Genomic DNA, 24917 nt, shown 5'->3' with positions numbered 1-24917 from the left:
TTAGGCGAGATGGCTTTTATGTTTCTTTAACAGATGGAGATGGAGCATTTTTTCTTTGTTTGAGGTGAGTATTAAACGTATTTACAAGATTCTCGCCACTAAGTCCTTTTCCAACAAGATCGGAAAGGACTTGCTTAGCGTATTCATTGCGCATCTGCCGGAGTCTTCCTTCGAGAAGAACACTAGTGCCGTCCTCGAGGGTGTTTAACTCTCTCACTCGTGCAGAAAAAAGGGCGGGATCATTGTTTGGATGAGTAATTAATACTTGAACCTTCAGTTCATCCTCCCGTTTTTCGAGTTCTCGAAACAACTCTTCATACTTCGGATGAACGAACAGTTCAATTAACCAAGAGCGTTTGTCATCTTCTCTATTAATAATCAGCCCGTCCAGTAACTCGATCTCCTGAGGCTCGTCTTGCTCGGCCAGATAAAAGCCAGCAATTTTAAAGGTTTTCATGCAGTTCATGTCCCCTTCCTTTTTAATTCCTTCTACTGAGAAGTATAGCATGTTCCTATGAAGAACCCTACAAACTTGAATGCAGCGATTTTTCACGTTCCTTGCAGGGATTTGTCTTTTTTCATAGAGAACCATTAGATTTTTAGATAATGTAGCGATATAGCTCGAAAATGCGGCTTTTACTTTTAGACTGCTTTTGGACTACGATAAGAGCATACCTGCAGAAAGGAGGGACATGATTGATTAACCAAGTGACGCTCGTCGGCAGATTAACGAAAGACCCCGTCGTGAAATACACCACAGATGGCCGGCCATTCTTAAATATGACAGTTGCTGTTAATCGGCCATATCGTAATCAGGAAGGAGTGGCAGAAACCGATTTTATCTTCTGCACCGTTTGGAATAAGTCGGCAGAGAATACAGCGAAGTATTGTCAAAAAGGATCACTCATCGGTGTACTCGGTACGATTCAAACGAGAAACTATGAGAACACAGACGGGAAAAAAGTATACGTAACGGAAGTGAGCGTTCATACGGTGCGCTTTATGGATAAGAAACGCTCAACTGCTTCTGAGCTATTGCCGATCTTAACAATTCCGTAAAGGAAAGAGAAGAAAGAAGAGGGAAAAGAAAATGATGTCAAACGAACGACTTGAAAAAAGGTTAGAAGAAGTAACTTACTGCCTCGGCAAAACTCTCGCCAGACTCCGCGTTGTTGAAGAACAGCTAAAATCTATAGAACAGCGATCTCTTCAGACCGCTCCACAACCGGCTACTCGATGATTCATCTTCGCTTATAAAATGACACCTCAACTATCCTATCTTATTTAGCCATACAGGCTCTGCGATTTATGGATCTCCGAAATACTTCCTCACTAAAAGAGCCGGCTCCTCCTCTGAACCGGCTCTTTCGTGTAGGTTATTTTAAAATAAGAAGCTCTTCCAGCTCGTTGTCGTCCATTTCCGTAATCCACTGGTCACTGCTAATGATCTCGTCATTGAGTGCTTGTTTTTTCTCGAGCATCGCATCAATTTTTTCCTCAATCGTGCCTGTCGTAATCATTTTATGGACATGAACGAAGCGGTTTTGACCGATACGGTAGGCCCGGTCCGTGGCCTGGTTTTCAACCGCAGGGTTCCACCAACGGTCAAAATGGATGACATGATTGGCGGCAGTTAAGTTTAACCCTGTGCCTCCTGCTTTTAATGACAGTAAAAAGACAGGGAAGCGTCCTTCTTGAAAGTCGGCAACGAAACGATCACGCTGCTCTTTAGAGGTGCTGCCGCTTAAGAAGGGAACCGTAATGGCAAATCGTTTCTCTATTTCCTGCTGGATCATTTCCCCCATATTAATGTATTGGGTGAAGATCAAACAGGCTTCTTGGCGTTCCATAATGTTGTCGATTAGCTCCATTAATTTGTTCATTTTTTCAGAGCGTTCCACAATATGTGCGGGCTCTTGTTCTTTTAAATAAAGCGCAGGGTGGTTGCACAGCTGTTTAATTTTATTCAGCATTTGTAAAATTAACCCGCGGCGCTCGAAGGCTTCTAATTTCCTCACTTCCTCCATCGTTTCATTAACGAGCTGCTCGTATAAGACAGCCTGTTCTGTTGTAAGCGGGCAATATTCTTTCTGCTCGAGCTTTTCAGGAAGATTTAATTCCACTTCAGGGTCATTTTTCGTCCGTCTTAGTAAAAACGGGCGAATTTTCGCTTGCAGCTGCTCGATTTTCGATTTCAAACCGTCTTTCTCAATCGGTACAATATAATGCTTCTGAAAGTACGCAAGGCTATTTAAATACCCGTGATTTGTAAAATCAAAAATAGACCATAGCTCAGCAAGGCGATTTTCCATCGGCGTCCCTGTTAATGCAATGTGATGACGGCCTTTCAGCTTGCGTACAGCCCGTGATTGCTTCGTTTGAGCATTCTTTATATTTTGCGCTTCATCTAGTGCGACTGTGTTCCATTCAATGGATGACAATGTGTCAAAGTCGAGATGGGAAAGGTTGTATGTCGTCAAAATAACATCTGTTTCATTAGCTAGCTGCTCAAAGCTGTCTCCTTGTCTTCGATTGTTGCCATAATGAAGAGCGACCCGTAATCCAGGAGCAAACCGTTCCAACTCTTTTTGCCAGTTTCCAAGAACAGAAGTTGGGCAAATAATCAGGGCAGGGGTGGTTGGCTGTTCTTGCTTTTTTACATGCAGCAAGTAGGAAATCAGCTGGATCGTTTTACCGAGCCCCATGTCATCGGCAAGGACCGCACCGAATCCGCAAGAGCGTAAAAATAGGAGCCAGCTCATGCCAAACTGCTGATATGGCCGTAATTCAGCATGTAAATCAGCGGGGGCTGGCAGAACTGGAAGGGAGGACACATCCTTCAGCTGGGCAATCATTTTACGGAATGAACGGTTCAGCTCAATCTGTATATGAGCAAATAGCCGTGGATCCGTCCAATCATCTGTTTGCTCTTCTAGAGGGACGAGCTCCTGCTCAAGTAGGTCCTGTAAGCGAAGTCCTTCTCTTTTTGCTTTCTTCATTAATCCTTGAATTTTACGCACCATTTCAGGATCTAATTGAATCCATTCTCCATTTATTTTTACAAGCCGGCGATTATTAGCCGCTAGGTTCAGGAACTCTTCTTCAGACAAATCCGCCCCGTTCATTGATAAACGCCAGTTAAAATCAAGAATCGCTTGCAGACCAACGAATGAAGGCCGGCTCGAAGTGGTTGAAGACACTTTGGCAGACAGCGACAAAGATGCATTTCGAATGGATTCCCACCATGAAGGCAAGAGAATAGGGACACCGAGCTGAATTAATTTTTCACTGGCTTCTGTTAAAAAGAGAAAGGCCCATTCTTCCGATAAATGAGAACGAAGCGTCCCAGCTTCTTCTAGCCAAGGAAAGAGACACAGCCAGCGCGTCTGCTCTGCTTCCGCTTCAGGAAGGTAGGGCTGCCAGTTTTTTAAAATTCTTCCTTTTAGCGGATATACTTTTTCGGTGTTATTACGGCTAATAAGCACGGTCTCAAGTGACCAATCTTCATGATCTTCCGCTGGTTCTATTAGCCGCAGACCAGCAGTAAAAGGAGCAGTAGTCTCATCTGTCCCAAGCCATTCACGCCAGCGGGCCGCATCAAAATAACGGTTTAACTCTTCTGGTGTTAACTTCCCGCTAGTAAGCTGATTCGCTTTTGTGTAGTTTGCTCCTGCTTCGTTGAAAGCCTGTTCGGCGCAACTTTGAAAAAGAGAAGTGACTAGCTCGCGATTACTGACTTCCACGACGGATTCTTCCCAAAACTCAGGTCCAAATTCTTCCCAAACAGAGTCGGGGACTTGAAAGGATAAGCCATTTTCTTTAAAGTGTGGGACGAAACCGCCATCTGTAATGGCCTCATAGATAGCTGGCGCAGCCGCAAGGCTAAAGTCTCCGAGTTCATCCCATTCCCAGCGGATAAAGCGATTGAATTGTTCACTTTTAAAAAGCGTTACCCACTGCCAGGCGGATAAAAGAATACCATCCTTGCCCTTGTAGGAAGTTGTTTCAAGCAAGGAGCCATAAAAGCTCTCCTCATGACTAAGAAACAGCTGCTTCACCCATTCAGCTGGAGGAAGAAGGCGTTCGTTTTCTGCTTCTGCCCAGAGAAAGAAATGCTTATCTTCTAGCCATTTTATATAAATCGTGATTGTTCTTGTTTTAAGCATCCGTTAACTGACCCTTTCTGCATTCTTCCTGGAAAGCCCGCAATCGTTTTTTCGTTTCCAACAAGCTGTGAATATACATATCCCAACGGTCGGTTCGTTTTAATTTTTTATAAAGTGTTCGCAGCCGTTTTAAATAACGGACAGCTTTTTTATAACTTGCCCGATTGCGCTCCTCGATTAAACGTAGAATGCCATGATGGTAAAGAGGTAATACTTCGTGTGGTGCCTGCTTCGCTGCTTCTTTAAGCCCATTACGGTCAAGCTCAGGCAGTTCGCTATCCATCCACAATTGCAATTCTACCCACTCGCGATATTGTTCTGTCTGAAGAAAGTAAAAGCTCAATTCTGAATAGCTATACGGCAGCATCCGTTCCAATAAGCTCTTATAAAGCAGCGGCTCTTTTTCCATTAGCCAATCCGTATCAATATAGGTTAGAAACCAATGGACGAACCGGCGGCTTTGCATACTGCCGCCTTGCTCCAGCTGCTCCAGGTAGCCTTCTAGCTTTTGATCCACAATTCTGATCAGCATTCGGGCTTTTTCATATTGCTTCGTATTAAAAGCATCTATTAGCCAGAATAGATATAGATCGACCCCTGTGTCCGGCAGACTTTTAGCGAAAGCAGTAAAACTGTCCAGTTCATCTGCTAAATAAAGGTGATGCAAGTAGCCGATTGATACCGTTAATTCTTGCTTTTCCTCCAGAAGCGCCTGCAGCCGCAGCCGCTCTTCTTTCCGCCATGCTTCCCGCTTAAAAAGAGCCGTCCACAGCTGGCGGTATAGATCAATGCGCTGTGCCGTAAACACGTGATTCTTCCGTGCTAATAGAGAAGAAGATTCTTGTCGCAAATAATGAATATACGGGTCAAATTCAAAGGGCAGGGCGTGCATCCCAATATCTTCTGCAGCATCCGCTGCTTCTTCCACTATATAAAATAAAAAAGACGAACAAGCACGATGTAACAATTCCTTAGAGATCGTCGTTTCACTGAATAGTTCTGTTATAAAAGACAGCAGCCCAAAGCTTACATATAATTCATAGAGCGGCTGCCACTCTCTTTTTGCAGGACGCTGCTTTAGTAAATGTTCATGTACATGTCTGCCCTCATATTCAACAACATAAGGATTTTTTTGAACAGATCGAGCTGACAGGCGTTCTTGGGCTGCGTGCTCGATCCTCTTTATCCAAGCATCCGGTCCATCATCGGCTGCAGTCGTCGTTTTTAATAAGTCACTGGCCCGCATCACACCAGGAATTGCTGCTGGATTGTGTGGGGTCTTCTGCCAGTCATTGAAAAAGTCATAAGCAGATTTAGATGTATCCTGGCAAGCTGCAAAGAAAAGTGCTAGCTGGTGAGCGCACCATTGGTCTTGGGTACAAGTGCAGCTGCTTAAATGAGGGGAAGACAGATCGAGATAGACCTGAAATAATTCGCTGTCTGCCTGTATGACTGAACCGCTGACTAATCCAGTGGACATGTGACGCAATGCGGCTTGCTCATTTGAGTACAGACGAAACCCCAATTCCATAATGGCTTTATCACGAGAAAGAGCGGGATTTAATGTTGTTTGTAAATCTGCCCAAAAAGCATCTAATTGTTTTTCTAGCGCCGCTGATTCAACAGACATGTTTTGAACCTCCTTCACCCAGGGGAAACCGGGGTTATTTCTAATAGAAACAAGACATCTCTATAGAAATTTCATATCTTTTCATTATAAAACAAAAAAGCAGGAGAAAAAAGCTGGATTCGGAAAAGGGGAGGGGGTGGTACCGGTAAGTCAAAATAATTTGTAATATTTAGTCTTTTTTCAATTGCGTTACACCTGTTTCTTTTTTATGGCAAATTAAGGGTAAAAATACTTTTATTTAATTAGTTAGTAATATTGTTCAATGAAATTTAAAAAGTAGTTTTTGAGATGGCCGTTTGTTTTTTTATAAATATGTTAGAATGGAAAAAAATAAGAAGGGAGGTAGAGGTGTGAAAAAAAGTTCTTTTTTAGTTCTTTTGTCATTTCTTTTGGTCATTCCTCTATTTGGAGTTAAAAATACAGCGCAAGCTGCGACAAATTTTACAGATGTGGGAGCTTCCCATAGGGCAGCTAAGGAGATTTATTACTTGGCACAAGGCGGGATTGCTCAAGGGGCATCCGCTACTGAATTTAGTCCAAATAAACGGGTCACTCGTGCAGAAGCCGCTACATTTATTGGCCGTGCACTTCAATTGAATGGCACAAAACGGCCAACTTCTTTCAAAGACGTTGGTTCTGGCATGTTTGCTTCAGGCTACATCCAGTCTGCTGCTGACAAAGGCATTCTCTCTGGATACAGTGATAAATCATTTCATCCTTATCAGGAAGTAACACGCGGTGAAATGGCGGTTATGATCAGTAAAGCATTTGGATATGAGTATGGCAACAAGCTGTCCGGCGCAGCTAGCGCTTTAAAATCCCGCGGCATTGCTCAGGGGAAAGCAGACGGCTCTTTTGGTGCGGATGAATTTATCATTCGTGCAGATTTCTCTGTCTTTTTGGCGCGCGCTATTAATCCGCAATTTCGTTTGATTGACAATACCGTTACTTTTAAAGATGCCCGCTGGATTAATGTAGATAGCTTAAATGTTCGTACAGGACCAAGTGACGCCTATCCAAAGGTTGGGGCAGTTAAGCAAAATGAACAAGTACTAAGCGCGTATAAAGTAGGTTCATGGAACTATATTAAATATGGCTCTCTTCAAGGATTTGTGCATGGTGCTTACTTGCGCAATACAGCTGAAGCAACGAATGCCGGTAATGTTGACCCGCGCATTGCTAAGCAAGTGATTGTGCTCGATCCGGGACATGGAGGCCATGATTCAGGTGCTACAGGTTTCGGAATCTATGAAAAAAATGTCGTCCTTGATACAGGATTAAAGGTAAATAACCTATTCAAGCAAACGCCTTTCCAAGTAAAAATGACACGTTCCACAGATAAATTTGTCGAATTAAGAGATCGTGTCAGCTACGCAAAATCTGTCGGAGCTAACACTTTCATCAGCATTCATGCGAATGCTGGCGGCGGGACAGGAACAGAAACCTACTATTATTCTGCTTACCAAAATCCAAATGTCGCGGACAGCAAGCTGTTGGCCTCCAAGATTCAAGCGCGTATGCTGACTGCATGGAACTTAGCTAACCGCGGCGTGAAAAACGGTAATTTCCACGTCATTCGTGAAAATACGATGCCCGCTGTTTTAGTAGAGCTTGGTTTCATTGACACGAAGAAGGATAACGATATGCTTCGTTCTGATTATTGGAGAAACGCAGCTGCCAAAGCGATTTACTTTGGTACTTTAGACTACTATAAAGCGAAGGGCTATGATGTTGACGCCTTATACGGCGTAGCAAAATAGGAAAATAATAAAATAGAATTCTACTAGAATAAAAGTTACAATGAAGGGGAGGCAGCTTACTGCCTCCCTTATTTTATTTCGCGAAAAGAGAGGTGTTTACTTTGGGTAAAATGATGAAATACTTTCTTCTTTTGTTTACTGCGCTTCTCTTTCTTCACATTTTTCCGGCAAATGCAGATGCGAACGCACTTGTGAAAAAAAGAGCCATAGTTTTGTTTAACGAAGAAGTGGATCGTCAGTTATTACAGAAGTATACGGAAGACGTAAATTATATATTTGATGAATTACCAGCCGCTGCTGTTGAAATTACCGATGTTCAAAAGAAGCGGTTAGAGGCTCAGCCGACTATTCATTCGATTAAATATGATAAACCGATGCAAAAAAGTGAGCAGCGGATAGAATGGGGGTATAAAGCAGTAGGAGCGGATAAACGTGTTCCGAGTACGCTGACGGGTAAAGGAGTAAAAGTAGGAATTCTTGACTCGGGGATTGATACGAAGCATCCGGATCTTCAAGTGGCCGGCGGTGCTTGCATGATGACGATTCTTCGTATAGATGGTTGTAAGAATTCTTACAACGACGATAATGGTCATGGTACTCATGTTGCCGGAATCATTGCTGCAAAGAATAATTCAATTGGTGTGGTCGGTGTTGCACCTAACGCGCAAATTTATTCGATTAAAGTACTGGATAAATTAGGTGATGGAACCACATCGACGATGATGGCTGGAGTCGAGTGGGCGATTAAAAATAAAATGGATATTATCAATATTAGTATCACATCGCCGTATGAAGACGACTATTTGCACCGCATGATTCAGCGGGCTTACGACAGCGGAGTTCTTGTTGTAGCTGCTGCAGGGAATGAAGGGGAGCCGCTAACGGGAGAGCCTTCATCTGTTCAGTATCCAGCTAAATTTCCGGAGGTCATCGCTGTTTCTTCCGTTGATGCAAATAAAGGTCATGGTTCGCTTGCCTCAATTGGAAAAGAAGTAGAACTTACAGCTCCAGGAGAAAAAATCTATAGTACATACCCAACTACTATAAAAACAAGCGAGCCGGTGGGATACAGAACACTTTCGGGCACCTCTATGGCTTCTCCTTATGTGGTAGGTCTTGCTGCTCTCTATAAAGAAAAGTATCCGGAAATGTCGAATAAGCGTATACGTATGCTGTTGCAGAAAAACGCTATAGATCTAGGTGCGTCTGGCAGAGATGATTTCTATGGTTACGGATTGGCACAGGTTGACCAAAATCCGACTGACCCTGCCTTTTCCTTACCCTACAGTACTGATGGCAAAGGAAAAGTGACAATCGATACGAGCGATGCAGCTGCCAAGTTTACTGCTTACAACGTCTATCGTTTCGATACGTTAATAACAAAAGGGGCAAAGGCTTCAGAAATGGTTGATTACGCAACCAACGGGACCGTGCAGTATTATTTCCACCCTGTTGTGAATGGCAAAGAAAGCCCCAATTTTGTATCGCTTAAAGTTGGAAATCCAGCACCCGCGCTGAAAGATGTCTCTCTTGATAAATGGTATAACCGCTTTGTCGTTTACTTATATCATGAGGGAATTATGAAGGGCTATCCAAATGGGGAAATCCGGCCAGAGCGTTCTATTTCGCGGAGCGAGGCTGCTATCTTGCTCGGCACCTCTTTAGGCTTGGACGGCACAAAGAGAAATACGAGGTTTAAAGATGTAACGGCTGCCGTTGGTTCATCCGGTTACGTTGAATCTTTGGCTCAAGCAAAAGTTATTTCTGGTTACCCAGATGGAACCTTCCGTCCTAATGAACCAGTTAGCCGTGCAGAGATGGCGATTCTAATTGCCAAAGCTTATCACATTGCTGGTCAGTCAACAGGTCCTTTCAAGGATATTAGTTCAAGAGTAACGGGCTATGAATATATTAACGGCCTAGCTGCCAAGAATATTATTAACGGCTTTGAAGATCGGACTTTCCGTCCTTCAACAGCCATTAACCGAGCTGGGTTTTCTGCTTTTCTAGCAAAAGCAATGAACGAGCAATTAAGGTAAAACAAAGGAGCTGCCTTTTTTCATAAAGGCAGCTTTTTTCTATTATAGTTTGCAGCTTTTTGCTGCAGGATATCGGCAGTGTATAAGTTGATGCAAATGTATGACGGAAGAGTCGCCACCTTCTGGTAAAATCAACTACTAAAAGAATAATCTATAACTTTAAAAAATATAAAGATACTTAAAATGGAATTTTTTTAGCGGCAGAAAGTTAAATAACTTTTGAAATCAACCTAGCCCAAAATATCTGAATAATCAGTCTTGTTACGAAAATATTTCTATGTTACATAAATATGTGTATTTATCTAAAAAACAGACATTTTCCTACAAAGTCTTCTGATTCCTTAAAATGTATCTATTGGAAGCACTGTAAATTCAGCCTTTTTCTACATTACATAGGGAAACGTGAATGTAATGCAAACGTAAAAGAATAGTAGGTTTATATTTGCTACAATATCCTCAGTGAGAAAAAACAGGAAAAAAGACAAATATTTTTAAAACTATGCAGGGGGTTTACAGTGGGTAAATTTAAGAAAATCGTAGCAAGTGGATTAGCTTCGTTTATGTTAATGACAACCGCGCCAGTCGCCATACCAGCACTTTCACATACAGAAGTACAAGCAGCGTCTATTGGAGAATCATTAGTAGATTACGGGAAGAAATTCATGGGTGTTAAGTATGTATTCGGTGGAACAACGCCAAACGGATTTGACTGTTCAGGCTTCACTCAATATGTATACAAACATGCAGCAGGGGTTTCTATCCCGAGAACGACAGAACTGCAATATAAAATTGGCACAGCTGTTTCTAAGAGCCAGTTAATGCCTGGGGACTTAGTGTTCTTCTCTAACACCTACAGAGCGGGAATCTCCCATGTTGGTATTTATGCAGGCAATAACATGGTATTAAATGCAACATCAAGCCAGGGGATTGCCTTAGTTTCATTAAATAATAGCTACTGGGGCCCAAAATATACCGGCGCAAAACGTGTTGTCGAATCTTTCGATGGATTCAAAGATGTTGAAAAAACAGCGCCAACTTACGATGCCATTACTTCTTTGACTGATCAAAATATCATTCAAGGGTTTGATGATTATACTTTCAGACCGGATGAGCCGGTTACACGCGGACAAGCCGCAGCCATTATTAATCGTGTATTAAAAGGCAAGCCAGTCGTCATGAGCCATTTCAAAGATGTGCCAAAAACAAACCGTTTTGCGGTAGACATTGCAGCGATTCGTGAAGCAGGCATTATCAATGGTTTCCCTGATAAAACTTTCCGTCCTGATGAGTACATGAGCCGTACAGAGATGGCGGTTATTGTTCAAAGAGCTTTCGATTTGAAACTAGGCAATGCAGCGGCTGCTTCTAACCCATACGCTGAAATTAAAAGCAGTTACTGGGCATACGAGCCAATTGTAACAATGAGTGCAATTGATCAAACGGGAATCTTTAAAACTGAAAAGTATTATGGTGATCACCGTGCGACTCGTGAAGCATTCTCCGTAGCAATCTATAATGCAATGAACGCGAAATAATAGGAGACTAATAGCCTTGGAAATGATTCCGGGGCTATTTTTTTAATAAAATCTTTATAAAAATTATCCATTTATACTATTAAATTCTGAACATAAACCGATAGAATAAGAGAATCTAAGAAACCTAGAGTTACCGGAAAGGAGTATTACAGTGAAAAAAAATAAAGCTATTGCACTGGTTATGTCATTCAGTTTACTATTCCCGGTTGTTACCCCTTTAAACACAGAAGCAGCGATGAAAGATGAAATCCAAGCTATGATCGATGCAGGAATTATGCAAGGTTATGCGGACGGTGACTTTAGGCCGCAGCAAAGTGTTACGCGTGCAGAATTTGCCACTTTTTTAACAAGGGCTTTAGAACTGCCTGATGGTCCATCTGTCTTTAAAGATGTGCCATCTTCATTAAGGCTCTCTGCTGGTGTAAATGCAGCCGCAGCAGCGAAGATTGTAAATGGAGGGTCAGATGGCCGGTTCCATCCCGATGATTTCATTACGAGAAAAGATATGGCATTGATGATTAGCAATGCGCTTAACTATCTAAAAATGGATGTTAAATACGAAAGGGTAGCCCCTTTTACTGATATTAGCGATTTAAGCTCGGCTCATAAGGTAGCGATTAGTAAAAACTATGTTCTGAATATTATCCGCGGATATTCCAGTACCATTTTCAATCCTTTGGAAAATGCGAGACGCGATCATGCGGCTGCCTTCATTTATCGCCTGTTAGAGGCAAAGAAGACGTCAGGCAGTACGGAGCCAGAGCCGTCACCAACACCAACACCGGTGCCAACGCCTGAGCCGCCGAAGGAAGAGCCAGCACCGGCGCCATCCGAAGCCTATCAAGTGGCGACTATTGACGCAAGCGGCAAGCTGACATACGCTTCCGGTTCATACAGTACCTTTGAAGCTGCTAAACAGGCAATGGATCAACGTGGGCAGGAGTTAGTGTTAAAAGGTGATAAGATTGTCCATATGCGTACGAATGGCGGTATTGTGTTTGCGGGTAACAGCGGAGCCACGGTGAACTTGTATAGTGATTCAGGATTCGCTACAGCTCGATCTTATGCTGTAAAAGGAGCGGAGCTAAAATATATTACATCGACTGACAGCTATGTAAAAGCATCACTTGGCGGCAGAGATTATTATATGAAGCACAGCGACAGCACGCTTGTTCCATTTGAAGGAGCGCCAGGCCGCAGTTATTACCGGGTAAGCAATGGGGAATTACAGCATTTTATGTACCAGCCTGCTTCTAAAAATTATGTATCCTATGTAGCCGGGAAAGCGCCGAGCTTCTTGAATGCCGGTCAAAAGTATTACAGCTGGGATAATGCCACTTTCTATAATGACCAAGGCCGGGTTGCAGGAACGGCTTATCAATATTTTCAATTTCTATCAGCTAGAACAGCTACTAACTACACAGCCGCAGAACTAGATAGTTTTATTAAAAAAGCATTAGCCGAAAGAGAAGCTACTGGTCTTGCAAAGTATAAGGATGCTTCGAAAAAGAGCAAGTTAATAGGGCTTGGCGCTACGCTTAAGAAAGTCGAGGCAGAAAAGCGTATCAATGCGTTATTAATTCTCGCTATGGCCATCCATGAAAGCGACTACGGCATGAGCCGCCATGCTCAAGTCAATAATAACTTGTTCGGTATTGCTGTCTATGACAGCAAGCCGGAAGAAGGAAAGTCGTTCGCCTCTCCAGTGGAAAGTGTGTATCATCTAGCCGATGGCTATCTCAATGATCGTTATGTTGTACCTAATCCTGTCGGAGCTTGGAAACAAAGTATTTCTAATGGGGCCGCCGCAGGGAATAAAGGGGTCGGCATTAACGTAAAATACGCTTCTGATATTGCTTGGGGAGGAAAAGTAGCGGGTCACATGTATCGGATTGACAAAGACCTTGGTAGTAAAGACTTTGGAAAATACCAAATTGGTTTAACGAATGTCGAAGGCTTAAATGTCCGCTCTGCTCCGAACGGCGCTATCCAATTTACGTATAGAGAAGCCGGCATGCCTATTGTTATGATCGGTGCTTCTGTTTCAGGATGGCAAAAAGTCATTTCAGACGATTTGAACTACAAAGAGGCTTATGTCTACTCTCCATATGTCACCCCATTGCCAGTTGTAAAATAAAAAGGTACTGCTTTTACGTAATATATTGTTTAAAAAGAGAGTAAAAGCATAAACAAAGCCATCCGGTCATTACCGGATGGCCTTTCGTTTGCTTTCCATTAATTTTTGTAGAATAGGGCTTTTTTTGCCGCCGATTGCTTGCCACTTTTTTTCGTGACGCTCAAGGTCATCTAGTGTTAATTGTTCATAGTCGTTTCCGTCAAAGGTCAGGTCATAATTTACCTGGTACCAAAGATCGCCGTTAGGACGGATCCATTTTGTGCCGAGTGACTCGATGCCGAGGCGAATTTCACTAGCAGCGAGCAAGTACTTTTTGTCGCCGGTCGCTTTATAAGTATCCATAAGCAAGTTTGCTTCCCCTAGTGCATGGTTAAGGGATGTGTGAATAAATTGCTTGCCCTGATATGGCGAGTAGTAATCAGCGGGTAAATAGCCTTTTTTCGTTGGCACGATATTGTCAATCGCGATTAAGTTCAACAAGTAATCTGCATAGGTTGGCAATACGTTCATTAACTTTTTGTCATTGAATTCCTTGCCGATTCGGTATAAATACAGAGCGATTAGCTCATTGTGCCGTGTATCTACATAAAGAGAAGTAATATCGTATTTTTGTTTTAGCCAGGTGCTGGTATATTCAGTTTGCCAAATCGAACTGCGTTTCTGCTTGCGGTATTCAAGCAGGTTTCCAACGGATTGCGCCATCAAATCATAGAAATACCGGTCACCTGATGAAAAATATTGGTCAATCGCTGCTTTCTCAATGAGAGTGCCGAGATGTCTGCCGTAACCGTTTTTTGTGAAAGGCTCAATGGACCATGGAAGCTTCTTGATCGCTCCATTCACCGTGAACCAGTTATTCACTCCTTGATAATGAGCATATTGAAAATCAATCCAGCTGCTTAAGTGGTCACCACTTTTAAATAAAGGCTCTTTAGCGAGTAAAAACCATTGCTCTGTCAGCTGTTCTGGAGGTGCTTCAAGTAAGAAAGAAAAGCCAGATACATCGTGCTGCAGGGCTTCTTTTTCCGCTGTCAGTTCACGTATCGTGCTTTGCTGGCCATTTTCATATAGTTTTGTTTTGACTCTTGATTGATACTGTTTGCTGACAACCGCTTCGTATAAAAAATGGCTGTCTGCTGTGTAACGAAGCAAGCCGGAAGGCGGAGTGGTGACATCATTTCCGATGACTGGGTTGTGCTGCCGCCGCTTTGACTTCCGATGCCAATCAATAAAGTAATAGTCGTCCGCTTTTGGCTGTGTCACTTTTGCTTTAAGAGTGAGTGGTTTGGCCGATACATTCTTTAGCTGAACCATCACAAATTGATCGCCGTTGTTCACCGTGCGCACTTTAATCTTTAACTGGCCTCGATCTTCCCAATTATAGGTGTAAAGCGTATCCTTATAAAAGGAAGAAAGGCTGGACTCTGTTTTGCTTTGCAGGGACAGATTTTGAGAGAGAACGAGCTTCAACTCGCCAAGAGGCACGGTTTCACCCGCTGTTTGTCTGCTATGATCAGCTTCCATGCAGCCTGCTAATAGCAACACTACCGCCACCACCGCCAGCATCCATCCTTTCATTTTACTCACCTGCCTTGCGCACGCGCTTTTCTTTTAAGAAGGTTCAGCAATTGATGAAACCCTTCCTTATAAAAGAAGAACAGGCCGGCTACGTAAAACAACACGCCGAGCGGAACGATAATCGCTAGCTGCCATAATGAATACAAACTGGAAATTGGCGTAAATTCTTTTAAAAGATAGAGCGGGATGACCATGAACGCCGTTACGATCAGCACGCGTCCAATAAGGCCGATCAGCCGCGTCGCCTCTTTTTTCTCAAAATCTTTATAGACGAAAACAGTACTGACGACTAAATAATAAACAGACACGAACGAACCGGTCAGCGCTAATCCTGGATAGCCGAACGGCCCGACGAAGAGCCAGTTTAACAGGGCATTTAACGCGATGGTCGTCACACTAATCCGGAACACAACCTTTGTTTTTCCGCGGGCATACATTGATTTCGAGACGATGTATTGCAGTCCTTGCGTCACAATGGTTGGCAAGTAATACAGGAGAGCGAGATACGTATTATACGTATCATGAGCAGTAAATTTCCCTCGCTCAAAGATGAAAGAAATCGCTTCTTGTCCGACTAAAAGCAATCCAGCCGCAATCGGAGCCAGTGTTAACAAAGAAACTTGCATTCCCATGAAAAAGGTATTTTGGAACTTTTTCTGCTCATCGACTTGTTCAGACAATAAGGTAAAAATGATAACCGCAATCGTTGTTCCATAAATCGTGTGAGGAATGCTCGTAATGAGTGATGCGTTATTTAAATAAGTGACCGCACCAGGAATTGTGCTGGCCGCGAACGATTTATTCACAAACATATTAATCTGGCCAACTACTGAATTAAGCAAAGAAGGAATGAGCAGCACGAGAAACACCCGTTGAAACTCTTTTTCTACTTTTAAAGCAGGGGTCCAGCGCCAGTCTTTTTTCCATAAAAAGAACAGTTGAACGAGAATGCCGAGCACCGTTCCGAAGATAAAACCGTACGCTAAGCTATTAATGCCCCATTGGTCGGAAAAGAGTAAAGCGAATATGGCGCCCATTAGCGTAGCGGACAGCTTGGAGATTTGTGAAGGCACAAAAATCCGCCGCCCTTGCAAATAAGAATCTAAAATCCCGTTAAGCGCGATCGCACTCATAAATAGGAAGAAAAAGCGTGTAACCGAAATCGCGATTTTAGCTGTTTCTGGCGTCATTTTTCCATAGATTAACGGTACGAAATAAGGCGCCAGCAGCCAGCCGACAAAGGAAATGACAAGGAACAGCAGCACGGTCAAGTTCATGATCGCATTGGCATTATGTTCCGTTTGCTCTGGCTCATCCTTTCGATTTTTCACGTACATCGGTAAAAACACATTATTAAACCCGCCGGAAATCATCGCAATCACGAGGGTGATGAATGAAAATGCCAGCAAATACCCATCTGTATAATGACTTGCCCCAAACTCCTTTGCAATAATACTCTCTCTTAAAAAGCCGGAAAACTTGACAACAATCGCCAGCAATCCGAGCCAGAGAGCCGTCTTTTTCAACGACACAAAACCCACCTCAATATAAAATAGGAATAGAAAACTCAATACTTTATAATACCGTAAATTAAGTGGGAAGTTAACTAGGAGCATGGGGGTTGCACTCACAAAAACCTGGATTGCGCTCATATCCGACAAAAGATCGCGCACATTCGACAAGGTTGCGCGCACAAAGCTGCGCCCTCCGCTCACAAAGCAGCAAAAAAACGCCGCACAGCACGGCGTCTTAGTTCATTTTCCAGATAGAGTAGTTTAATCCAAGAGCAAATGTGACCCAGGCGGCATAAGGGATCATTAAATTTCCAGCGGTTTGATCCAGCTGGTAAAATTCATACGCTGTTAAGGTGATCATGCCGAGGAGCAGGGCGATCTCTACAAAGGCAGCTCCGCGCAAATTCCATTTAAAAAATAGGAAGGACCAGAGAAAATTCAAGCCGAGCTGAATGTCGTAAGGGAGAAGCCGTTCCTTCTTTTCCGTTTTGGCGGCCGCTCGGTAGCGAGCGATGCCCATTGCGGTGTACAACCCGGTCCAGACAGTGGGGAACACCCAGGATGGAGGGGAGAAGCCTGGCTTTTCTAAGCGCTTGTACTCTTTTTTGGCATTTCGTGTGGCAAAATAACCGACCAGTGATCCGCCTACAACGGGTAATAGGACACTCGCGGCTAATTTTCCGGCATTGATTTTTCCGTTTACTTTTAACAATTCCATGTCGTACCTCCTTAAGGATCTATTCTATGTATTGCTTTCTTTGGGTTCGTTTAAACTTTTATTTGGTTCTACTTTCCAAATTGTTATATAATACACCATGGAGACATATGCCAGTCAGGGGGAGAGCTAATGGAATTAAACAAAAAGATGTATACGTTTCTAATAGAGAAAGCAAAGCGGCTGACAGAGGAATGGTACAATTCATTAGATAAAAGCGATCCATCCGGTGTGTATGCTTCGAATGATCCTGAAGTGGTGGAGGAGCTAAAAGAGCAGAACTTCAGATTCCATGGATACTTGTGTAATCTTCTCATCGAAGAAGAAGAGGATTTCTATAAAAAGTTTGATGACTGGATTTTTGAAGTATCCAGAAGCAAAGATCATCTTAACACACCGATTCATTTTATTATCCGTGAATTCATGCGTGTTCGCCTGCAATATATGGAATTTATCAATGAATTCGCCAGAGAGAATAGCGATATCAGCCATGAGCGTGTAGATGAGTGGAAGGACAAGTTTGTCAAAGCTTTTGACAAGGTCGTGCTGAAGTTTACGGAAGAGACGTATACATATCAAACAAAAATGCTTGAGGCCCAGCGGGAGATGATCAACGAATTAAGCTCACCGGTTATTATGCTAAAAGGCGGCGTCGCTCTGTTGCCGTTAGTCGGTGACATTGACACGCAAAGAGCAAAATTCCTGTTAGAAAATACATTAAAACAATGTGCTAAGCTGCAGGTGAATCATCTATTAATTGATATATCGGGCGTCGTGATGATTGACACAATGGTAGCCTATCAGTTATTCCAGCTGATTGAAGCCTTAAACTTAATCGGAGTCAAGTCCACTCTATCCGGCATTCGGCCTGAAATTGCCCAGACGGCTGTTCAGCTCGGACTTAATTTTGATTCCGTTCATACAGTCAGCACGCTATCAAGAGCGCTTGATTTTTAAAAAAATGCTCCGGGACACTTTCCGGGGCTTCTTTAATAGGAAAGGAGAGGGGACATGAATATAAAAAAGCGGGAATTCCCCTTAAAGATTCATAAATTGGAAGCTTTGTTTCGTCGACTGCCTGAGTTTCATGCAAAAAGATCTATTATAAAGGCTGAGCTCGATAAAAGCTGGGCGGGGCATCGCGGTGAGGAGGCGCTTGATTACCACCTGGCTAGTTTGCAGGGAAGCCAGCCGCTGATGCTGCATGGACTTCGAATTCTTGGCAAAAATGGCTACTTTTTTCAACTAGACACCTTACTTCTTTATCCAAACATGGCCGTCATTCTTGAGACAAAAAACATAGCCGGCACACTATTTTTCGACCGATCCTTTCATCAGCTTGTACGTCTTCAGGAAAGCGGGGAAGATATATTCTCTGACCCTCTGCTGCAGATCCAACGCCAACAGCGTCAGCTTCTAGCCTGGCTCGCTAGCTATCGTATAACTGAACTCCCTGTTATTCCCCTCGTTGTCATTAGCTTCCCCACTACGAAAATTACCGCTGATCCCACTCACACAGAAGCGTTTCAAAAAGTCCTCCACGCCGTCGCCCTTCCTAACAAGATCGAAGAACTGCACCGGCGTTACCCGACTGACATTCTAACGCTAACAGAATTAGAAAAAATGGCTTACTGTCTCAAAGCTCAACATATCCCCACGATCCTAATCTCCTCGAAAAATTTCAAATTTCCCAATCCGAACTGCTAAAAGGAGTCCATTGTCCCGCCTGTCAACACATTCCGATGCAACGAACAAGAGGGAAATGGCACTGTCTCCGCTGTAATCATCAATCAAGTGATGCCCATATTCAAGCTTTAGCTGACTATGCATTTTTTTACGGCAACATAATCACCAACAAAGAATTTCGCAAATACATGCAGCTCGACTCGCGTTTCACCGCGACCCGCCTTTTAAAAGAATTAAATTTGACCTACTTTGGCAGTCAGAAAAACCGAACTTACCGATTGTGAGCGCAAATGGCTTAGTTGTGCGCGCAAGGTTGTCGATTATGAGCGAACTTTTGTCGAATGTGAGCGCAACACACAAAAAATCCCCCGCGGCCACCAGGCAGCAGGGGATTGCTCACATTATTTTGCTTTCAAGTAAATTTCTTCATATTTCTCCGCAGCTGCTAAGTGCGAATACTCCGCTTCGATCTTCGCGCGGGCGCGGTCTGCGAGCTGGCGGCCTTTTTCTGGGTTATCTAATAGCTCGGTCATCGCGGCTGATAATTCTTCTACGTTTTTCTCTTCAACGAGCAAGCCATCGACGTTATGATCGACGATTTCCTTTAAGCCGCCGACAGCGCAGGCGATGAGCGGCTGGCCAGAGCCCATTGCTTCAAGTGCAGAGATCGAAGTAGCTTCTTCGACACCAGCAGAGTGGACGCTTGGCACTAAGATAACGTCTGCTAGTGCGTAATATTCCTTAATAACATCATGCGGAATCGCACCAAGCAGTGTCACATTGTTCTCGAGCTTTCTTTCCGCGATCAAGCGCTTCATTTCGTTCATCGCTTCACCCGTTCCCGCATAGATCAGCTGGGCGTTTGGGTACTTCTCCAATACGGCTGGCAAGGATAAAATCGGATAGATGACGCCGTTTTTCTTCGTCAACCGTCGCGGTACGAAGAAGATTGGAGCGTCAGCAGACAAGCCGTGCTTTTGGCGGTATGCCGCTTTGTTTTCTGTATCCGGACGGAAGTCGTCCACATTAATAAAGTTGCGGATGGCGGTACCTGTCACACCCGCTTCACGTTCGACATATTCTTTAATGCGCGTATCAACGGTAATGATCGCACGCGTGCTGCGGTACGCTTTTACTTCTTCTTCCATTAAAAAGCGTTCTTCTGGACTGTCTTTTAAAATATTGCCGGCACTTAACGCTTCATACGTTAAGTAGCCATGCACAGTGGACACAACCGGAAGGCCGGCATCAAGTGCCGCGAATGTTGCATAGACTTCTTGAGCATTCACAATGTCATAGTTTTTATGCTTCACTTGTTCCATCAGCTTTTGCAGCATTTTCTTCCGTGCTTTTAAGCCGTAGACAAAGCCTTTTCCTTTAGATAGTTTATTCATTAAAAAGCCAGGGCCGCGCACCTTTGCTTTTTGTTCAAACTCGGGTATATCAGAAAAAGAAAGAACATCCACTTCATGGCCGCGCGCTTCCAACCCTGCTTTCAGCGTTGCCACATGAACCGACAAACCGCCTGTATGTGGATAATGGTAGACCGTCGCAAGCAAAATCTTCATGAAAAACCCTCGCTTCACATAAATTTTTTCTTTAATAGTTCAATATTTTCTAAGGCCTCTCTGCGCATCTCCGCCGCATTGGCCGCAACCACCTCACTCAGCTCTTGACGGTGAGCGAGTACATAACGGGCATTTTTTTTCATCTTCTCTGGATCGAATGCTTCGAGCGGGAAAGAATACTCCCACATGCCAGAGCGCTTTAAGAGGCTTTCTACTTTTTTATCATAGCTGATTCCAATATGAGGCACATGAGAAAGCGCCGAGAAAATTAACGAATGAAGACGCAGGCCGATCGTCATCTCGCATTCACCGATAAAATTCAAGTATTGGTTTGGCGTAAAGTCGCCGCCGAGAAGGAAGCAGTCATCTGCCCGCTTCATCAGCTGCATTACACGCTTGGAAGCATCGACATCGTGATGGCCTTCCATCGGTACAAACACCGGGGTAATGCCTTCTGTCTCAATCAGTTCATCGAGCACATCGGCGAGCTTGCTGTAATAGTCGTCATGCGCAAACCACGGACGGGTGGAGACAGCGACAAGCTTTTCTGTGCCTTTCACTGGCAGGCTCTTCATGCAGGCATCGTCCGGCTTCTTTTGGAAAGCAAAGACGATATCCGCCGTTACAACGGTTTCTGGCCGCTTAACGCCAAGGTTATGCAAATAGTCTTTTGAATACTGGTCGCGCACCGTTACAAAATCGGCGCGGTTCGCAAATACTTTCATTAAAATCTTGCCCCACGTAGACGTAACCGGGCCGATGCCTTGTGAAAAGAACATCACTTTCGCTCCGCATAACTTTGCTAAAAAAGCGATGAGCAAATAATAAGGAAGCGGACCGAACAAAAATTTCGTTGGATATGTATCCTGCAGCAAGCCGCCGCCACCGCTAATCAATAAATCCGCTTCTCGCAGCGCCCGAATCTTTCCTTTATTATCATGGCGCCAGCCGCGGTAGACAGTCTTGACGTTGTGTTCTTTTGCCGTCTGTTCCGGCGACAGGGAAAACACGGTTATATCTATGTCTTTTATCTCATTTCGCAAATTATCAACAATCGCTTCCAGGATCGCTTCATCACCGGTATTGCCTAATCCATAAAATCCCGAAATCACAACCTTCAAACGGATGTCCTCCTTCAAATCAAATGCTTAAAAAGCTAAACTACATTTTAACACTTGTCCTATATACATTCAACGAAATTAGTGCAAGCTGGAAGTGAATTTGCTATACTATTGGAAGCAATGAAATTCAATTATACTAGCATAGGATAGACGTTCAAAATGGGATCACCATTTTTGAACAACTTCTGTTAGAAAGGATTTTTTTACATGCAAAAAATTTGCGTCATTGGTTTAGGATATATTGGTCTGCCGACAGCGGCCGTATTCGCCCGTGCCGGCTTTTCTGTAGTAGGAGTAGACGTCAATAAGCAAGTAGTCGAACGTTTAAATAAAGGTGAAATTATTATTGAAGAAGTAGGCTTGCCAGAAGTCGTAAAGGAAGTCGTCGATTCAGGCAGACTGCGTGCTTCACTCGAACCGGAGGAAGCAGATGCTTTCATTATTTCTGTTCCGACACCGATTCATGAAGACTGCACAGCGAACGTGGATTATGTGCGCAGTGCCACAGAAGCGGTCGTTCCGTATTTGAAAAAAGGCGACGTCGTGATCGTGGAATCGACTATTCCGCCACGCACGATGGATGATGTTGTCGCGCCAATCATCGAAGCTGCTGGCTTTAATCCGAAAGAAGATGTAGCGATTGCGCACTGCCCAGAACGGGTGTTGCCTGGCCGGATTTTAATTGAGCTTGTGGAAAATACGCGCATTGTTGGCGGTTTAACACCAGAAGCTACAACAAAAGCCGCGAATGTGTACCGTCAAATCGTCACAGGGGATGTCATTGAAACAGAAGCCGTGACAGCCGAAATGTCAAAGCTGATGGAAAATACATTCCGTGATGTGAACATCGCGCTCGCTAATGAATTGGCGAAAATTTCAGCTCGTCTTGGCGTGGATGCGCATAAAGTCATTGAGCTTGCGAATAAGCATCCACGTGTGAACATTCATCAGCCAGGTCCAGGTGTTGGCGGCCACTGTCTCGCGGTTGACCCTTACTTCATCGTGGAGAAAGCACCGGAAGAAGCGCTCATGATCCAGCTTTCCCGTGACATTAACAACTCGATGCCAGACTTTGTCATTGAGCAAATCATTAAGCTGACGTCGGAGTTAAAAGAACCAAAAATTGCCTTGTTTGGTTTAACGTATAAAGGCAATATTGATGATGTACGCGAAAGTCCGGCAATTGAAATCGTGGAGAAGGTGCTGGCTAATCCGCGTTATGACGTTCGCGTCCATGATCCGCATGTTAGAGACGAACAAGTGCCGTTCCCGCTCGTTTCCTTTGTGGAAGCTGTTAAAGGGGCGAATCTGCTTGTTGTATTAGCGGATCACAATGAATTTAAAATGATCGACAAAAACGTCTTGCTGTCCGAAATGGAAACGCCAGTTGTCTTCGATACGAAGAACTGCACGAACCTGGAGCAAGAAGAAGGGCTTACGGTCTACCGTATCGGGGACGTAACTGGCCTGCAAGCCATTGCGGTCAAACCAATCAATAGCTGAGGGTGTCTGTAATGGAAAAGGAACAATACTTAGGCGTGTCTGTCTCGCCTTACACGTATGAAGAGATTATCGATGATTTGCAGCGAAGAATGGCAGAAGGGCTGCAGTCTACTGTGATTGCCGTGAATCCTGAAAAAGTCATCACGGCTAACCGGAATCCTGTCGTCAAAGAGCTCATCAATAATTCCACTTACCAAATCCCGGACGGCATCGGCATCGTGATTGCCTCTAAGATGAGAAACGGTGACGTTCGGGAGCGGGTGACCGGGGTCGATATGATGGGAAGGCTGTTGAAATTCGCGGCTGACAATGGGCATGGTGTCTTTTTCTATGGGGCAAAGGAAGAAGTCGTCCGCACAGCCAAGGAAAAGCTGGAAGCGAGCATTCCGAATCTGCGTATCGTCGGCTATGCGAACGGCTACGTAGAGGATCAGCAGGCGCTCTTGGAGCAGATTCGTGAATCTGGTGCCGCTCTCTTGTTTGTGGCGCTCGGCAGCCCGCGTCAGGAGCTGTGGATTAAAGACCATATGGCCGAACTGCCAAATGTTAAGGTATTCCAAGGAGTAGGCGGGAGCTTTGATGTTTACTCCGGCCGAGTGAAAAGAGCCCCGGCTTTTTACCGGAAGCTTGGTCTCGAGTGGCTGTACCGTTTAGCGAAGGAACCGAAGCGTATTAAACGGCAGCTGGCCTTGCCGAAATTTTTGCTGAAAATTTTATTACAAAAATAAACCAAGTGCCCGGCTCCTCGGATAGAGGCGCCTGGCACTTTTTTTAAAGAGGTGTTTCATTTGAAAGTACTTCATTTTATCACCGGAGCGGAAACAGGCGGCTCACGCAAGCACGTGATCACGCTGTTGGAGCAGTTTGCCCAGGATGAAGTGACGCTGGCGGTTATGCAGGAAGGTCCGTTTGCCGAAGAAGCAAGACAGAAAGGCATCCGCACCGAAGTGTTCTCGCAAAGCTCCCGCTATGACCTGTCAATCTTAAAAAAGATCGTCCAGTTTATCCAGAAAGAGAAGTTTGACATTTTACATACACATGGTCCGCGTGCCAATCTGTTCGGTATTTATATTAAAAAGAAAACCGGCATCCAGTGGGTCACGACTGTTCACAGTGATCCAGCCCTTGACTTTGTGAAATCCGGTTTAAAGGGTAGGCTTTTTACTACTCTTAGCATGTATGCCATTCGAAAAATGGATGCTTATTTTGCGGTGTCGGAGCGCTTTAAACAAAATCTTGTGAAGCTCGGCATTGACGCCAGTAAAATTCAAACGGTTTATAACGGAATTCATTTTACTAAAGAAACAGCACAGCCAATCCCGCGCAATGAATTGGGTGTAACAGATGAAGACTTCGTGATGGCGATGGTCGCCCGTCTTCATCCGATCAAAGGCCATACGATCGTTTTTGAAGCGATGAAGCAGATCGAAGAGGAGAAACGCCCGCACTTACTGTTAGTGGGAGACGGCCCGATCAAAGACGAGCTGGAAAAAGAAGTCGAGCGGCTGCAGCTAAATAGCCACGTCCATTTCCTAGGCTTTCGCTCGGATGTCGATCAAATTTACACAGCTTCGGATCTGGCGTTGCTCGCTTCCTACAGCGAAAGCTTTCCGTTGGCGCTTCTAGAAGCGGCTAACCAGCACGTGCCGATTGTGACGACGGACGTTGGTGGGGTGAAGGAGCTCGTGGAGAATGGAAAGACGGGCTGGATCGTGCCAGTTAAGAGCACGGCGGGTTACACAGAAGCCTTGCGGAAGGCAATCGAGTGCAAAGACGCAGGAGAGTTGACTGAAATGGGTGACAAACTATATCACTTTGCTTCTCAACATTTTTCATTAGAAAAATTGAAGAAAGCGACAAAAGATCTATATACACAATTAATTAATAAGAAATAGTAGAATAATAATATATTCCTATCCCGAAAATATAGTTTTCGGGATTTTTTTGTGGGATTTTATGAAAATC

The 24917-nt window shown here is 44.1% G+C and carries 18 protein-coding genes; 10 read left to right on the top strand and 8 right to left on the bottom strand.

The genetic code is table 11. The features are described from left to right. Positions 1-16 precede the first annotated feature (16 nt). Complete coding sequence (locus tag AC623_RS18370; protein WP_049665244.1) at positions 17-457, bottom strand: YwpF family protein; 441 nt, start codon at positions 455-457, stop codon at positions 17-19. A gap of 239 nt (positions 458-696) precedes the next feature. On the opposite strand from AC623_RS18370, the gene AC623_RS18365 reads away from it, so the two are divergent. Continuing rightward, positions 697-1059, top strand: coding sequence for a single-stranded DNA-binding protein (locus AC623_RS18365; protein WP_049665241.1), 363 nt, complete (start codon positions 697-699; stop codon positions 1057-1059). A gap of 317 nt (positions 1060-1376) precedes the next feature. Here the strand turns inward: AC623_RS18365 and AC623_RS18360 are convergent, their stop codons facing one another. Next, positions 1377-4166, bottom strand: coding sequence for a DEAD/DEAH box helicase (locus AC623_RS18360; RefSeq protein WP_049665239.1), 2790 nt, complete (start codon positions 4164-4166; stop codon positions 1377-1379). Continuing rightward, complete coding sequence (locus AC623_RS18355; protein ID WP_049665237.1) at positions 4159-5796, bottom strand: hypothetical protein; 1638 nt, start codon at positions 5794-5796, stop codon at positions 4159-4161. The genes AC623_RS18360 and AC623_RS18355 overlap by 8 nt, the downstream gene beginning before the upstream one ends. A gap of 350 nt (positions 5797-6146) precedes the next feature. Here AC623_RS18355 and AC623_RS18350 point away from each other — a divergent pair, with 350 nt between their 5' ends. The 4 genes from AC623_RS18350 to AC623_RS18335 all read left to right on the top strand — a co-directional run bounded on the left by AC623_RS18350 (position 6147) and on the right by AC623_RS18335 (position 13267). Further along, positions 6147-7556 (top strand): N-acetylmuramoyl-L-alanine amidase, encoded by a 1410-nt coding sequence (locus AC623_RS18350; protein WP_049665235.1) that lies wholly within the window; start codon positions 6147-6149, stop codon positions 7554-7556. Between the two features lie 110 nt (positions 7557-7666). After that, the gene (locus AC623_RS18345) at positions 7667-9595 is read left to right on the top strand and encodes a S8 family serine peptidase (RefSeq protein ID WP_231603667.1); all 1929 of its coding nucleotides are present in this window, start codon (positions 7667-7669) and stop codon (positions 9593-9595) included. Between the two features lie 515 nt (positions 9596-10110). Then, positions 10111-11130: a C40 family peptidase gene (locus tag AC623_RS18340; protein ID WP_156187083.1), complete on the top strand. Its 1020-nt coding sequence runs from the start codon at positions 10111-10113 to the stop codon at positions 11128-11130. A gap of 151 nt (positions 11131-11281) precedes the next feature. Further along, entirely contained in the window at positions 11282-13267 is a 1986-nt protein-coding gene (locus AC623_RS18335; protein ID WP_049665230.1) for an S-layer homology domain-containing protein, read from the top strand. A gap of 69 nt (positions 13268-13336) precedes the next feature. Here AC623_RS18335 and AC623_RS18330 read toward each other — a convergent pair whose 3' ends face one another. The 3 genes from AC623_RS18330 to AC623_RS18320 all read right to left on the bottom strand — a co-directional run bounded on the left by AC623_RS18330 (position 13337) and on the right by AC623_RS18320 (position 17077). Then, the gene (locus AC623_RS18330; protein ID WP_049665228.1) at positions 13337-14845 is read right to left on the bottom strand and encodes a hypothetical protein; all 1509 of its coding nucleotides are present in this window, start codon (positions 14843-14845) and stop codon (positions 13337-13339) included. Positions 14846-14850: 5 nt separating this feature from the next. Then, complete coding sequence (gene murJ / locus AC623_RS18325) at positions 14851-16377, bottom strand: murein biosynthesis integral membrane protein MurJ (RefSeq protein ID WP_049665225.1); 1527 nt, start codon at positions 16375-16377, stop codon at positions 14851-14853. Positions 16378-16594: 217 nt separating this feature from the next. After that, positions 16595-17077, bottom strand: a complete 483-nt coding sequence (locus AC623_RS18320; RefSeq protein ID WP_049665220.1) for a TspO/MBR family protein — start codon at positions 17075-17077, stop codon at positions 16595-16597. 129 nt (positions 17078-17206) lie between these two features. Between AC623_RS18320 and AC623_RS18315 the strand changes: the two genes are divergently transcribed. Both AC623_RS18315 and AC623_RS18310 read left to right on the top strand, forming a co-directional pair. Further along, on the top strand, positions 17207-18031 hold the full coding sequence (locus AC623_RS18315) for an STAS domain-containing protein (RefSeq protein ID WP_049665218.1): 825 nt from the start codon (positions 17207-17209) through the stop codon (positions 18029-18031). A gap of 54 nt (positions 18032-18085) precedes the next feature. After that, positions 18086-18781 (top strand): nuclease-related domain-containing protein, encoded by a 696-nt coding sequence (locus AC623_RS18310; RefSeq protein WP_049665215.1) that lies wholly within the window; start codon positions 18086-18088, stop codon positions 18779-18781. Between the two features lie 380 nt (positions 18782-19161). Here the strand turns inward: AC623_RS18310 and AC623_RS18305 are convergent, their stop codons facing one another. Both AC623_RS18305 and csaB read right to left on the bottom strand, forming a co-directional pair. Next, a complete protein-coding gene (locus tag AC623_RS18305; RefSeq protein WP_049665213.1) occupies positions 19162-20328 on the bottom strand; it encodes a glycosyltransferase family 4 protein in 1167 nt (388 codons plus the stop codon). 14 nt (positions 20329-20342) lie between these two features. After that, entirely contained in the window at positions 20343-21449 is a 1107-nt protein-coding gene (csaB, locus tag AC623_RS18300) for a polysaccharide pyruvyl transferase CsaB (protein WP_049665210.1), read from the bottom strand. 207 nt (positions 21450-21656) lie between these two features. On the opposite strand from csaB, the gene AC623_RS18295 reads away from it, so the two are divergent. From AC623_RS18295 to AC623_RS18285, 3 genes are read left to right on the top strand one after another with little or no spacing between them, the layout of a single operon-like run. Continuing rightward, a complete protein-coding gene (locus tag AC623_RS18295) occupies positions 21657-22952 on the top strand; it encodes a nucleotide sugar dehydrogenase (protein WP_049665208.1) in 1296 nt (431 codons plus the stop codon). Between the two features lie 11 nt (positions 22953-22963). Further along, on the top strand, positions 22964-23680 hold the full coding sequence (locus AC623_RS18290; protein ID WP_049665206.1) for a WecB/TagA/CpsF family glycosyltransferase: 717 nt from the start codon (positions 22964-22966) through the stop codon (positions 23678-23680). 60 nt (positions 23681-23740) lie between these two features. Further along, the gene (locus tag AC623_RS18285) at positions 23741-24847 is read left to right on the top strand and encodes a glycosyltransferase family 4 protein (protein WP_049665203.1); all 1107 of its coding nucleotides are present in this window, start codon (positions 23741-23743) and stop codon (positions 24845-24847) included. Positions 24848-24917 lie beyond the last annotated feature (70 nt).

The organism is Bacillus sp. FJAT-27231 (assembly GCF_001183975.1).
GTDB lineage: Bacteria > Bacillota > Bacilli > Bacillales > Domibacillaceae > Pseudobacillus > Pseudobacillus wudalianchiensis.
This window is presented reverse-complemented; position numbering and strand designations above follow the sequence as displayed.